The 13,238-nt window shown below is 73.5% G+C and carries 13 protein-coding genes; all 13 read right to left on the minus strand.

The features are described 5' to 3' along the window. Positions 1-112 precede the first annotated feature (112 nt). The 13 genes from DYI95_RS05660 to DYI95_RS05720 all read right to left on the minus strand — a co-directional run bounded on the left by DYI95_RS05660 (position 113) and on the right by DYI95_RS05720 (position 13,040). The gene (locus DYI95_RS05660) at positions 113-1,699 is read right to left on the minus strand and encodes a spore germination protein (RefSeq protein WP_116901397.1); all 1,587 of its coding nucleotides are present in this window, start codon (positions 1,697-1,699) and stop codon (positions 113-115) included. 208 nt (positions 1,700-1,907) lie between these two features. Next, a complete protein-coding gene (locus tag DYI95_RS05665) occupies positions 1,908-2,261 on the minus strand; it encodes a SpoVA/SpoVAEb family sporulation membrane protein (RefSeq protein ID WP_006904811.1) in 354 nt (117 codons plus the stop codon). Beyond that, positions 2,258-3,625 carry a stage V sporulation protein AD gene (locus tag DYI95_RS05670; protein WP_116901396.1) on the minus strand — a complete coding sequence of 456 codons (1,368 nt, stop codon included), beginning with the start codon at positions 3,623-3,625 and terminating at the stop codon, positions 2,258-2,260. The genes DYI95_RS05665 and DYI95_RS05670 overlap by 4 nt, the downstream gene beginning before the upstream one ends. A gap of 167 nt (positions 3,626-3,792) precedes the next feature. Beyond that, positions 3,793-4,269 (minus strand): SpoVA/SpoVAEb family sporulation membrane protein, encoded by a 477-nt coding sequence (locus tag DYI95_RS05675; RefSeq protein ID WP_116901395.1) that lies wholly within the window; start codon positions 4,267-4,269, stop codon positions 3,793-3,795. Between the two features lie 32 nt (positions 4,270-4,301). Beyond that, complete coding sequence (locus DYI95_RS05680; protein WP_116901394.1) at positions 4,302-4,523, minus strand: dodecin family protein; 222 nt, start codon at positions 4,521-4,523, stop codon at positions 4,302-4,304. A 411-nt stretch (positions 4,524-4,934) separates the two neighbouring features. After that, positions 4,935-5,690, minus strand: coding sequence for a sigma-70 family RNA polymerase sigma factor (locus tag DYI95_RS05685; protein ID WP_116901393.1), 756 nt, complete (start codon positions 5,688-5,690; stop codon positions 4,935-4,937). A gap of 12 nt (positions 5,691-5,702) precedes the next feature. Continuing rightward, the gene (spoIIAB, locus tag DYI95_RS05690; RefSeq protein WP_116901392.1) at positions 5,703-6,290 is read right to left on the minus strand and encodes an anti-sigma F factor; all 588 of its coding nucleotides are present in this window, start codon (positions 6,288-6,290) and stop codon (positions 5,703-5,705) included. 71 nt (positions 6,291-6,361) lie between these two features. After that, positions 6,362-6,715 carry an anti-sigma factor antagonist gene (locus tag DYI95_RS05695; RefSeq protein ID WP_006904805.1) on the minus strand — a complete coding sequence of 118 codons (354 nt, stop codon included), beginning with the start codon at positions 6,713-6,715 and terminating at the stop codon, positions 6,362-6,364. Between the two features lie 161 nt (positions 6,716-6,876). Continuing rightward, positions 6,877-8,178 carry a D-alanyl-D-alanine carboxypeptidase family protein gene (locus tag DYI95_RS05700; RefSeq protein WP_116901391.1) on the minus strand — a complete coding sequence of 434 codons (1,302 nt, stop codon included), beginning with the start codon at positions 8,176-8,178 and terminating at the stop codon, positions 6,877-6,879. Between the two features lie 62 nt (positions 8,179-8,240). After that, on the minus strand, positions 8,241-9,671 hold the full coding sequence (selA, locus tag DYI95_RS05705; RefSeq protein WP_116901467.1) for an L-seryl-tRNA(Sec) selenium transferase: 1,431 nt from the start codon (positions 9,669-9,671) through the stop codon (positions 8,241-8,243). Further along, positions 9,671-10,636 (minus strand): site-specific tyrosine recombinase XerD, encoded by a 966-nt coding sequence (gene xerD, locus DYI95_RS05710; protein ID WP_116901390.1) that lies wholly within the window; start codon positions 10,634-10,636, stop codon positions 9,671-9,673. Before xerD ends, selA begins: the two co-directional genes overlap by 1 nt. 62 nt (positions 10,637-10,698) lie before the next feature. After that, complete coding sequence (ald, locus tag DYI95_RS05715; RefSeq protein ID WP_116901389.1) at positions 10,699-11,853, minus strand: alanine dehydrogenase; 1,155 nt, start codon at positions 11,851-11,853, stop codon at positions 10,699-10,701. Positions 11,854-12,332: 479 nt separating this feature from the next. Next, positions 12,333-13,040 carry a stage II sporulation protein M gene (locus tag DYI95_RS05720; RefSeq protein WP_116901388.1) on the minus strand — a complete coding sequence of 236 codons (708 nt, stop codon included), beginning with the start codon at positions 13,038-13,040 and terminating at the stop codon, positions 12,333-12,335. Positions 13,041-13,238 lie beyond the last annotated feature (198 nt).

The following is a 13,238-nucleotide window of genomic DNA, read 5'->3' on the forward strand; positions in this document are numbered from 1 at the left end:
GGGAGGCCGGCGGCCCCGGGGGAGGCCGGCCCCAAGGCGGCCGCAGCGGCGCAGGAGTTGGTGGGCGGGTGGTCCGGGCGGCAGCATCCCCGTCGCACCGGCGGCCACCCGTTCAGGCCGGCTGCGGCCCGCCGGCTTCTTCCCCCTCCCCGGCAGGTCGAGGGAAGGTTCGGTCCCGGGCCACCCGGACCGTCATGGGCTGTCTCAGCAGCATGCGGGCCAGGACCCGGCCGTCGAAGGGAACCAGCGGCCACAGGTAGGGCACCCCGAAGGAACGGGTGCCGAGCAGCAGCACCAGGGACAGCAGCACGCCGATCAGGAAGCCCGGGATCCCCAGGGCGCCGGCCAGGACCAGGAGGGCTACCCGCAGCAGCCGGAAGGCCTGGGCCAGCTCCACGCTGGGTGTCGCGAAGGTCCCCAGGGCCGCCAGGGCGATGTACAGGATGGCCTCGTTGGTGAACATGCCGACCTCCACCGCCAGCTGGCCGATGAGGACGGCGCCGATGATGCCCAGGGACGTGGACAAGGCCTCCGGGGTATGGATCAGCGCCAGCCGGATCAGCTCGATGCCCACCTCGCCCAGGATGAATTGCCACTCCAGCCCAATACCGGCCGGTTTACGAGGACCCAGGATGGAGACCAGCTGGTCGGGCAGGCCCTGCAGCTGGCCCTTGTCCAGCACCAGGGCCACCCAGAGGGGCGGCCCCAGCCACGAGAGGAGCACCCCCGCGTACCGGATCAGCCGGGCCCATGTGCCGGTGGTGGCGTTCTCGTGGAACTCCTCGGCATGCTGCAGGTGGTGGAACAGGGTGGTCGGCAGGATGATGGCCGAGGGGCTCGTGTCCACCAGAATGAGAACGTGGCCCTCGATCAGGTGGACCGCGGCCACATCGGGCCGCTCGGTGAACCGCACCAGGGGGAAGGGGTTCCACCACCGGCGCGGTCCCATCAGGTGCTCCACCACCGCCGACTCGGCCATGGGGATGGCGTCCGTCTCGATGGCCTTAAGGCGCTCCCGAACCAGCTTCACCAGCTCCGGATTGGCTACGTCCTTCAGATAGACCATGGCCACGTCGGTTTTGGAGCGCCGCCCGATGCGCAGGACCTCCGCCCGGAACTGGGGGTCCCGCAGGCGCCGGCGAATCAGGGCGGTGTTGTGGACCAGGGTCTCGGTGAACCCGTCATGGGGCCCGCGCAGCACTTTCTCCAGGGCCGGCTCGGCGATCCCCCGTCCGGGGTAGGTCCGGACGTCGATGATGAAGGCGTGGTCCAGGCCGTCCACCAGCAGGGCCACGGGCCCCATCAGCACCTTGTCGATCACGTCGTCCAGGGTTTCCGCCGGGTCGACCTCGATGAAGCCGATGCCTTCCACGAAGACCTGGGTGAACCAGAGGCGCTCGTCCTCCTGGGCCGGTTCGTCGGGCTCGAAGACGGCCAGGGCCTGCATGATGCGCAGCAGCACGTCGGTCTTGACCAGGCCGTCGATGCCCACCAGCACGGCGTCGCGCCCTGCGAAACGGGAGGGCTTGATCAAGACGTCAAAGGTCTCGCCCGCTCCCAGGGTCCGGCGGATGTACTCCAGGTTGGCTTCCAGCTCTCGCCGGATGCGGTGCTTCTGCTCCTGGTGGTGGACGGCCCGGGTGATGGACGCCGCCATCTGGCCGGCACCCCGTCCGGGCGAACCCGCCCGCTGCGTCATGGCACCGCCCTCCCTTCCGCGCCGGCCGGTGGTGATGCCGCCCCCGTGCGGCGACCTGGCGCGGGTGTCCCGGCGGCCTGGGGCCTCTCGATCCCGGCGGCACGATGGTCTCAAAGGGCGCCCTGAAGGGCGCTCGCCGCCGGGCGCCGGGCCTCGCCTTCCGGCAGGCGCCAAGCCCCTCCCACCGGGCGCACACCCCCTTGGTCGATCAACCCTTGGGATTGAACAGCAGGGCCGTGAGCAGGCCGCCCAGCACCGCCACCGTCAGGCCCAGGGCCGTCGCCGCCAGGCCGCCGGCCAGGATCCCGGCCAGCCCCTGCCCCGCGCCCTTCAGGGCACCCTCCACCAGGGCAAAGCCGAAGCCCGGCAGAGGGATGGTGGCGCCGGCTCCAGCCAGCTCGACCAGGGGCCGGTACAGGCCCAAGCCGCCGGCGATGGCGCCTAGCACCACGAAGAGGACCATCACATGCCCCTGGGTGAAGCGGGGCGGGGTCAGGTCCAGGACCAGTTGGGCCAGGGTGCAAAGGGCCCCGCCCACCACGAAGGCCCAGAAGTAGCTCATCGCCCGTCCCTCCCGCCGCCTGTTCCCCCGCCTGTCCCGCCGCGGGTGCCGTCCTGCGGGGTGCTGCTGCCCGGCTGGACGCGGTCCACCTCCAGGGCCACGGCGTGGGCCACCGTGGGCAGGCTGTCGCCCTGCTTGTAGGTGGTGGTGCTGTGCAGGCAGCCGGTGCAGACCAGGAGGATCCGGCCAAGATCGCCCTGCTCCATGCGCCGCAAAAGGTAGCCGGCACTGACCATGCCCGAACAGGCGGTGCCGCTGCCGCCGGCGTAAACCCCCTGGGAGGCGTCGTAGAGCATCAGGCCGCAGTCGGCCAGCACCCCTTCGGCGTCGTACCCCTGCTCGCGCAGCAGTTCCACCAGCAGCCGGTGGCCGTAGCGCGCCAAATCGCCCGTCACGATCAGGTCGTAATCGCCGGGACGCCGGCCCGTGTCCTGCAGGTGCTGGCGGATGGTGTCGGCCGCCGCCGGCGCCATGGCCGAGCCCATGTCGAAGGGGTCCGTGAGCCCCATGTCGATGACCCGGCCAAAGGTGGCGTGGGTGATCACCACGGGCAGGCCGCCGCCGGGCCGGTCCTCGCCCGCGGCCCTTGCCGCCGCGCCTCCGGCCGGCCGGTCCTCCTGTGAACCCGCCCCGCCCCGGTGCCGTGGGGCGGGGTCCCCTGTACCGCCGGTTGCGGGGCCGGCGTCAGGGCGTGACGTACCTCGTGCTTCCGGAGGATTCTGCCCGCCGGTCCATCCCTCCGGCAGGGGGCGGGCCTCCCCCACCAGCACGGCCGCTGCCGCCCCCGTGGCCGTCCACTGGGCCGTGGCCGGTCGCTGGTTGCCCAGCTCCGTGGGGAACCGGTACTGGCGTTCCGCCGTGTCGTGGTGACTGGAGGTGGTGCAGAGGACCCGGGCGGCATACCCCGCGTCGGTCAGCAGGGCCCCCAGGCCCAGGGCGGCGGCCCAGGTGGCGCAGGCGGCAAACAGGCCCAGATAGGGGATGTCCAGCTCGGCTGCCGTGAAGCTGGCACACGTCAGCTGGTTCATCAGATCCCCGGCCAGGTGGAGATCGATGTCCGCCGGCTCCAGCCCGGCCTTTTCCAGGGCCAGCACCGCCGCGTCGAGGGACATCCGCCGCTCCGCCCGCTCCCAGGAGCGCTGCCCCAGCAGCCGGTCGGGATAGGTGCGGTCCCAGTACGCGCCCAGGGGGCCTTCCGCTTCCTTGGGCCCGGCCACGGCAGCAGCGGCGGCGATGCGCGGGCGGTTGTGGAACACCAGGGTCTGCTGTCCGACCCGGCGGCCCTGGCCCTGCCGCCGGACCTGGCCCAGGTGCGCGCTCCGCCCCTTTTCCAGCAAGGTCGCAACAGCCGTCAGCGAAGCCACCCCCATCCCCCCTGACCCCAGCTCGATCCCGTCGCGTCGGTGCCTGGAGGCTGCCCGATGCTTTGGTGCTTGGAGCCTGGCCGATCACCGCGGGGCTGCCGTCGCCCCCACCGGGTGCCGGGCGCCAGGTACCGGACGCGCAAGGTACCGGACGCCGCTTCGCCGCGTCAGGGCCCGCCCAGGGCGGCCCGGGTGCCGCCGAACAGAGTCAGCAAGCCCGCCATCACCGTGGCGGCGGCGACGCCGTAGACGATGACCGGGCCGGCGATCTGGAACATGCGGGCCCCCAGCCCCAGCACCCAGCCCTCGCGCTTGAACTCCATGGCCGCCGAGCCGATGGAGTTCGCAAAGCCCGTGATGGGCAGGAAGGCCCCCATGCCACCCACCCTGCCCAGGTCGTCGTACACCCCCAGCCCCGTCAGGAAAAGCCCGATCAGGATGAATGCCGCCCCGGTCCAGGAAGCGGCGTCGGTTGCCGGCAGGCCGGCGTTCTTCAGCAGGTTGAGGACCACCTGCCCGGCCGTGCAGATGCTGCCGCCGACGAGAAAGGCCATCAACGCGTTGCGGGCGATGGGCTTGGGGGGCAGGATGCGCTGGACCGCCTTCTGGTACGCCTGGGTCTGCTCCTTGCTTGCCCTTGCCATGGACGTTCCCCGCGACGACCGGCGCGGCGCCCTCAGACGCCGCGCCGGCTGTTGTCGACCTTGAAGGCTACCTTGACGTTGGCCTTCCACTCGACGATCCGGCCGTTGTCCACGTTCGCCGTCAGGTTGGCAACCTCCACGCCGGAGACGTTGTCGATGGTCTTGCAGGCTTCCGCCACCGCGTTGCTGACGGCATCGGTCCAGTCCTTGGTCGATTCGCCGACCAGCTCGATGACCTTCACCACTTCAGGCACGGCGCACCCTCCTCCACTTGGGTCGCCGGGAAGCGCCGCGAGCCGGACGAACCCGGCCGACCGGCGCGGCCCGGCCGGTGTGGGCCTTGGACCGTTCCGGTGCTAGCCTTCCCGGCCTCCCGAAGCCCTATGCCGCGCCCGCCGGGCCGGCGCCGCAGGGCATGCCGCCTTGCAGCACCCGGCGCCCAAATAGCAGGGGGCCTCGAGGGAGGCCCCCTGCCTGCCTGCGCGTCAAGGCCCGTAGCTCCCGCGCGCCGGTGCACCGTCACGCTGCTGGCGTGGTCCTGCGCCCGGCCTTCGGCACGATACCGACGCGGTCCTGCGCCCGTCCCGATGGTGGCGCGGTCCTCGCTTCCCCCGGAGGGCCTGGCGCCAGCCGCCACGGCCCACCGGGACCTGCGGGTCCGGGCGTCAGCAAGGCCCGCCCCGCACGGCTTCACCCGTGGCGGCCGCGGCCACCCCCTCGCCCGCCAGCAGGCTGCGCAACTGGGCCAGGGCCATCTTCTCCAGCCGCGACACTTGGGGCTGGGAAAGACCCACCGCCGCAGCGACCTCCGCCTGGGTCAGGTCGCGGAAGAAGCGCAGGGCGATGATGGTGCGCAGCCGCGGAGGCAACTGGGCCAGGGCGGCCCGTACGGCGACGGTGTCGCTCCAGTCCGGATCTCCCGGCGCCGGCAGCCGGTCGCCGCGGGAGGCGGCGTCGGGTTCGGCGGACAGGGGCTCGTCCAGGGACACGGGGCTCTGGGCCGCTTCCAGGGCGAAGGTCACGTCGGCCACATCGCATCCCAACCGCTGGGCGACGGCGGCCGCCGGCGGCCGCCGACCCAGTTCCTGCTCCATGGCGTCCGCCACCCTGCGGATCTCGGCGACCCGCGCGCGCATGGCGCGACTCAACCCCGCCGGGTTGCTGGCCCGCAGCCAGCGGCGGATCTCGCCCAGGATGACGGGCACCGCGTAGGTGGAGAACTGGTAACCGCGGGACGGGTCAAAGCCGTCGATGGCCTGCAACAGGCCGATGGTCCCGGCCTGGATCAGGTCGTCCAGGTCGTGGCCGAAGCCGGCGAAACGGCGCGCCACATGGCGTACCAGGGGCATGTGCAGGGCCACCAGGCGCTCCCGGGCCTGCCCGTCGCCCTGGCGCGCCCGCTCCCATAACCGATCTTCCACGGCCCCCGCCCCCTAGCGGCCGGCAACGGGGCCTGCAGGGCCGGGTTCCTCGACCCGGCCTGCGGCCGCTTCCGCCTGGGACGGCGGTGCTCCGGTGGACTGGAGGGCAGCGGGGGCAGGCCCGGCAACGCCCGGGCGGGCCGGCTCGTCGGGCGTCCCGCTGCCCTCCTGGGGCCGGGGCCGCTTGTACATGCGGACCGTGGTTCCGGCGCCGGGCACCGACTCCACGTCCACCTGGTCCATGAAGGCCTCCATGAACGCGAAGCCCATGCCCATGCGCTCGGGGTCGGTGGAGAACGCGGGCTGGCGCGCCTGCTCGATGTCCGCAATGCCGCGGCCGCTGTCGGCCACCTCGACCCAGAGGCGGCGGCCGTCGTGCCCGGCGCGGACGGTCACCACGCCATGGTCGTGGCCGTAACCGTGGACGACGGCATTGGTCACCGCCTCGGAGACGGCCACCTTGATCTCTTCCAGCTCGCTCAAGGTGAAGGGCAGCTGGGCGGCGAAGGCGGCCACGGCCACCCGCGCCACCCCCACGTTTTCCGCCTGGCTGGACAGGCGCAGCTCCAGCCAGCGAGGTGCGGCGGCGCGGCGGGACATGGCCCGGCCCTCCTTCCCAGGCTGGGGTGCGGCAGCACGAGGCAGGGCATGCACGGGCTCGGCACGGCGGCTCATCCCTGAACCACCCCCCGGCCCGCACCCAGCGCGGTGGGCTCGTCGTCGTAGAGGGGAATCCACTGCAGGATCCCCGCCATCTGAAGTACCGCCCTCACGTGGGGCGGTGCGCTGACCATGCTGACCCGGGCGCCGTCTTCCCGGGCCCGCCGGTACCGGCCCAGCAGGGCGCCCAGGCCGGAGCTGTCGATGAAGTGGACCTTCTGGAGGTTCACCACCAGATGGTCGTAGGCGCGCCGGCGGACGGCGCGCTCGATCTCCAGGCGGAAGACCTCGGCCCCGTGCTCGTCGAAGTCTCCCGCCAGCCGGGCGACGAGGGTGCGTCCCGTCCAGTCCAGCTGGACCTGCAACGCCAACGCCTCCTATCGCCCTCTCTCCCCGTTTTCCCCGGCGAAGAGTTCGCCGCCGGGTGGGGCATCCCTGCCACCAGGCGGCGATCCGTGGAAGCTGGCTCTTGGGCGCGGAGATGATGCTTGGGCAGGGGCGGGCGGCCCCCGGTGGGCTAAGCTGGCTAGCGCATCGGCCAGGTCCAGCCGAAGAGGCGGGCCAGCAAGGTGGGCGGGCCGGCCCGTTCCACCGCCTGGGCGGCCACCACGGGGGCCGAGGCCAGCTCCCGCTGGCCGTCCCGGGCGACGATGCGCCCGACGCGCTGCCCGGGTGCCACCGGGGCCGGGACGGGCTCCGTTACCTCCAGGTCCCAGCGGACCCGGCCCCCCTCACCCCGGGGGACCGTCACACCAAAGACCTCTTCCACCGTCACGGGCACCTGCAACCGGCGGCCTTCGGCCACCCGTACCGCCCGCAGGGCCTGGCCGGGCTGGGCGACGGGAACGGAGTCGAAGGAGGCGAAGGCCCAGTCCAGCAGGCGGCTGGCCTCGCGCCAGCGGGTGTTGCTGTCCGGCGCCCCCAGCACCACCACGATGAAGCGATCGTCGCCCTTGCGGGCCGTGACCACCACCGACGGCCCCGATTCCTCGGTCAGGCCGGTCTTCAGGCCGTCGACGCCCTCGTACCAGGCCACCAGCTTGTTGGTGTTGGTCAGCCAGAACTCGCGATCGGTGCCCTTGCGCAGCCAGTCCTCCCAGATGGAGGTGTAGCGCAGGATCTCCGGGTGGTGGTTGATCAGGTAGCGGCTCAGGAGGGCCACGTCCCGGGCGCTCATGCGGTTGCCCGGCTGGTCGGTCAGGCCGTGGGGGTCGACGAAGCGGGTCTGCGTCATGCCCAGCTCGGCGGCCCGCTGGTTCATCCGCTGGACGAACCGGCTCACGTCGCCGCTGATGTACTCCGCCAGGGCCACGCAAGCGTCGTTGGCGGAAGCGACGGCCACGGCCTTGATCAGGTCTTCGACGGTGATCCGCTCGCCGGCCTCCAGAAACGCCGTGCTCCCCGGCGTGCCCTGGGCGCGGGGGCTCACCGTCACCTGGTCCTGCAGGCGGATCTGGCCGGCATCGATGGCCTCCAGGGTGAGCAGGAGGGTCATGAGCTTGCTGATGCTGGCCGGATGGCGGGGCTCGTCGCCGTTCTTCTCCCAGAGGATCTGGCCGCTGGCGGGGTCCATGACCAGCAGGGCGGCGGACCGGGTCGGGAAGCCGGGACCTCCTGCCTCCCCGGCATTCCCCGCCGGTGGCCGCTCGCCCGGCCCGGGGGCCGGGGCCGCCGCCACCGGAGCGGCCGGGGCGATGGCCAGCACGCTGCCTATCACCACCGCCGTCACCGCCAGGGCGGCGATGCCGCGCTTCCACCCTGCAGGCCCTTCTGGCCGTCGCTTCCCCACGGGCGGGCTCCCGCCGGGCCGCCGACGCGGCTCGGGCACCCCACATCCCTCCTCGCGGATCACGCCTTCGCTCGGAGGTAGGTTTTCCCGGGGCAGGGCCCTTATGCACGCGGCCGCAGGCGGTCCAGGGCAGCGACCACCGCGCCGGCCAGGACCCGCTCATCCCCGGGGAGCAGGGTGCGCGGGTCGAACCACAGGACCTGGTCCTGGACCCGCGCAACCACCGGCGGCTCCCCCTGGCGCAGCGCCGCCGCCAGGGCGGCTGCGGGAAGACCGGGCGCTTCGATGCCCACCAGGGTGGTGGGCCAGGGGACCTCAGGCAGGCTCCCCCCACCGGCCTGGGACTCGCCGGCGGCCAGCCGGACCCGGGCCCGGGGGCCCAGGGCGCGGCGCAGGCGGGTCGCCAGCCGCCGGGCCGCTCGGGCCAGTTCCTCCGGCGACCGGGACAGCATGGCCAGCACCGGCACCTGGCGGCGGGCTGCTTCCGGGTCGAGGTAAAGGCGCAGGGTGGCTTCGAGGGCGGCCAGCACCAGCTTGTCGCACCGCAGGGCCCGCATCAGCGGGTGCCGGCGCAGGCGGGCGATCAGGTCGGCCCGGCCGGCGATGATGCCCGCCTGGGGCCCTCCCAGCAGCTTGTCGCCGCTGAAGGTCACCAGATCGGCTCCCTGGGCCACGCTGTCCCGAACGGCCGGCTCGCTCGCCAGCCCCGCCGCTTCTGGCCCGGCGGGCGGGAGCAGGAGGCCGCTGCCCAGGTCGTCCACCACCGGCAGGGCGTGCCGCCGGCCCAGGGCCACCAGGTCGGACAGGGGGACGCTGGCGGTGAAGCCGATGATGCGGTAGTTGCTGGTGTGGACCCGCAGGAGCAGCGCCGTGTCGGGACCGATGGCGGCCTCGTAGTCGGACAGGCGGGTCTTGTTGGTGGTGCCCACCTCCACCAGCCGGGCGCCGCTGGCGGCCAGGATCTCGGGAATGCGGAAGGAACCGCCGATCTCCACCAGCTGGCCGCGGGACACCACCACCTCCCGGCCGGAGGCCAGGGCCGCCAGCACCAGGAACACGGCCGCGGCGTTGTTGTTGACCACCAGGGCGTCTTCCGCGCCGGTCAGCCGCCGCAGCAGGTGGCGCACGTGCTCGAGCCGCGAGCCGCGGCCTCCCGACCCGGTATCGTATTCCAGGGTGGAGTAGCCGCCGGCCACGGCGGCCGCGGCCTCCACCGCCTCCCGGGCCAGGGGGGCCCTGCCCAGGTTGGTGTGGAGAACCACCCCGGTGGCGTTGATGACGCGCCGCAGCGAGGGGCGAGTCAAGGCTTGCAGCTGCCGGGCGGCAAGGGCCGCCAGCTCGTCCACCGTGCGGGGTTCCTCTCCCTGCCGGCGGCGCCGGCGCTCGTCCTCCAGCACCTCCCGGACGACGCCCGTTGCCCAGCCCGCGGCAGGACCCGCGGCGGCCGCCCGCACGGCCGGGTGCTCCAGCAGGCGGTGCACCGCCGGCAGGCCGCGCAGGTCCGCCGCCGGACCGGACCGTCCGGACTCCATCACGTGCTTCCCCCTGCTCCGGACCCGGGACGGCCGTCGCCCGGCGCCATCCGGGGGTGGGCCCGGAGATAGGCTTCCAGCAGGTGGTGCCGCGTCAGATGGGTGTAGATCTGGGTGGTGGAGATGTCCGCGTGGCCCAGAAGTTCCTGCACGGCCCGCAGGTCGGCACCGCCCGCCAGCAGATGGGTCGCGAAGGAGTGGCGCAGGGTGTGGGGGCTTACGGCCCGGGGCACGCCCGCCCGCCGGGCCGCCCGGCGCAAGAGGTGCCAGACCCACTGCCGGCTGAGGCGCCCGCCGCGCTGGTTGAGGAACAGCGCCCGCTGGCCCGGCCGGCGGGCCAGGGCGGGCCGCCCGCGTTCCAGGTACTGCCGGGTGGCCTCCACCGCCGGTGCGGCCACGGGAACCACCCGCTCCTTGCCCCCCTTCCCCCGGCAGCGCAGGAGGCCATGATCCAGAAGCAGGTCGTCCAGATCGAGGCCGACCAGTTCCGAAACCCGCAGGCCGGTGGCATAGAGCAGCTCGAGCACCGCCCGGTCCCGCAAGCCCGCCGGCGAGGCGGGGTGCGGCAGTTCCAGCACCCGTTCCACCTCGTCCACCGCCAGGACCCGGGGCAGGGGCCGGCCGCCGCGGGGCGTGGCCATGCCCTCGGCGGGGTCGGGCTCCACCTTCCCCTCGCCGGCCAGGTACCGGAAGAAGCCGCGCAGGGCCGCCAGCCGGCGGGCCGCCGTGGCCCGGGACCGCCCGGCCCGCTGCAGCTGGTGCAGGTAGGCCAGGATCAGCGGGCGGGTGACACCCGCAGGCTTCACCTGCCGGGCGATGGCAAAGGCGGCGAAGTCGGCCAGGTCCCGGCGGTAGGCTGCCAGGGTGTGGGCGGCCAGGCCGCGTTCGACCCGCAGGATCTCCAGGTAGTCGGCCGTCGCTTGCTGCCAGGCCCGGGTTGCAGCGTTGTCCTCCTGTGCCGGCATGCCAGCGGCCTCCCGACAGGTCCCGGTGCGGGCTGCGCCACCCCAAGGCACCGGGGGCCGGCTCACCGCGTCCCCGCGGTGCCGGCTGCAGGTTCCAGTCCGGCTTCGGCCAGGGGGGTATAGGGCAGCTGGTGGGCCTCCGCCACCGCCCGGTAGGTCAGGTACCCCCGGTAGGTGTTCACCCCGCGGGCCAGGGCAGGATCCCGGCGGACGGCCTCCTCCACCCCGAGCCGGGCCAGATCCAGGATGTAAGGCAGGGTGACGTTGGTCAGGGCCAGAGTGGACGTCCGGGGGACCGCCCCGGGCATGTTGGCCACGGCGTAGTGGACGACCCCGTACTTTTCGTACGTGGGGTTGTCATGGGTGGTGACCCGGTCGATGGTGGCGATGGAACCGCCCTGGTCGACGGCCACGTCGATGATCACCGACCCCGGCTTCATGGACCGGACCATTTCATCCGAAACCAGCCGCGGTGCCCGGGCCCCCGGGATCAGCACGGCCCCGATCAGCAGGTCGGCCCGCCGCACGGCCTGGGCCACGTTGTACTCGTTGGACATCAGCGTGGTGATGCGGCCGCCGTAGATGTCGTCAAACCAGCGCAGCACCTCGGCCCTGACGTCCAGCACGGTGACCCGGGCACCCAGCCCCAGGGCGATGCGGGCGGCGTTGCGCCCCACGGTGCCGCCGCCGATGATCACCACGTCGGCCGGCGGCACGCCGGGCACCCCGCCCAGCAACACGCCCCGGCCGCCGTGCACCTTCTCGAGGAAGTGGGCCCCCACCTGCGGCGCCATGCGGCCGGCCACCTCGCTCATGGGGGTCAGGAGCGGCAAAGAGCCGTCGGGCCGCTGTACCGTCTCGTACGCAATGGCCGTCACGCCGCGGTCCAGCAGGGCCCGGGTCAGGGGCTCGTCCGCCGCCAGGTGCAGGTAGGTGAAGAGGGTCAGTCCGGGCCGGAAGAACCGGTATTCCTCGGGCAGGGGCTCCTTGACCTTGAGGATCAGGCTTGCATTCTCCCAAACCGCTTCGGGATCGGGGGCCAGCCGGGCTCCGGCGCGGGCGTAGTCGTCGTCGGAGAAGCCGCTGCCCTCGCCCGCACCCCGTTCCACCCAGACGGTGTGGCCCTCCCGGACCAGGGCGTGGACGCCGGCCGGCGTCAGGGCCACCCGGTTCTCGTTGCTCTTGATTTCCCGCGGTACGCCAATCACGACGGGCATGCTGCTGCGCCTCCCGCTGGACCGGGTTTCCGGCCCGCCGCGCCCCTGTCCGGGCGGCGGCAGGAACCCGCCTTTGACCTGCGGACGAACCCGGCCCACCCGGCAGGGAAGCCGCCGGACCCGGCCAGGACCCTGCCCCGGGACCCTGCCCCCGGCTCCGGTGATCCCGCGGCCGGGCGGTCAGGCCCGTCCACGGCCTGACTGCGACGCGATGGTAGCACAGCCAGGTGCTGCCGGCAAGGTAAAGGCCGGCAGGCTGACCCGGCCCGCCTGCGGCGGGGTGAGGTCCACCCGGGCGATACCGGGCGGTAAAGGGGTGGCCGCCTGCCCGGCCGGACCGTGCAGGGGTGCAGCCGGCGTCCTGTCCCTGACCCGCCCGCCGGGCAGGAGCCTGTGACGGCGGGTGGCCGCGGGGCGCCGGAGGGCAGCGAGGCCGGCCTGCGGGCCGCTTCGGCGGGTCGCGGGGCCAGGCGGCGGGGTCAGAAGGCCAGGCGCTGGGCCAGGGCCAGCAGGCGGGGGGCCAGGTAAGCTTCCACGAGCCCGGAGCCGGTGGCCAGTACGACCGCCACTAGGCCAAGGGCCACATAGGGCGACCAGGGGGAATCCAGGGCCGGCAGGGCCCGGCGCCAGCGGCTGGCGGCCACCTGCGCCGCCAGGCGGGTGGCGGCGGCAGCCACCACCAGGAGAGCAGGGACCTGCAACAGGTTGGGTGGGAAGATGCCGGCCAGGGCGATGACTAGGCCCCGCCATTGCCAGTGGGCGGCCAGGGCCCCGACGGCAAAGCCCAGGCTGTACCCGTGCAGGAAGAGCATGCCCAGGGTCACGGGCAGGCCCAGCACCAGGCAGCCCGCCCCCCAGGCCAGGACCACCTGGCGCAGGTTGCTGCCCGCCGCCTGCCACGGCAGGGAGGAACCCGGCCAGGCCCCGGCGGTCGGGCTGCCCCCTCCCGGCCCTGCGGGGTCGGGGGCGGCGCCGGCACCGGAGCCCGCGTCCGCGGAGCCTGCGGCCGCCGTCGCCAGCAGGTAGTCCAGGTACTGGCCTACCTGGGCCTGCTGCCCCGGGTCCAGCTGGGCCACGTGCAGGGCACCGGTGACGATGCCCACCACCAGGATCAGCGCCGCCAGGACCAGTGCCGCCTGGTGCTGCCGCAGGGTGAGGGCCAGAGCTCGGGGCAGGTACTGCAGCATGGGATGCCGCCCTCCCGCAGCCGGAAGTCCCCGGCCGGTCCCTATCACCCTATGCGCCGGGCGTCCTGTCCATGTGACCCGGTCTGGGAGGCGGGAGGGCCCGGCCGGCGGGGGCGGGGGGCCAGACCCGGCCCGCAGCCTCTCCGGCCCCAGGACCTGGCCAGCATCCGCCGGGCCGTCCCGTGCCGTAACGGCCGC

This window comes from Thermaerobacter sp. PB12/4term (assembly GCF_003403315.2).
GTDB lineage: Bacteria > Bacillota > Sulfobacillia > Thermaerobacterales > Thermaerobacteraceae > Thermaerobacter.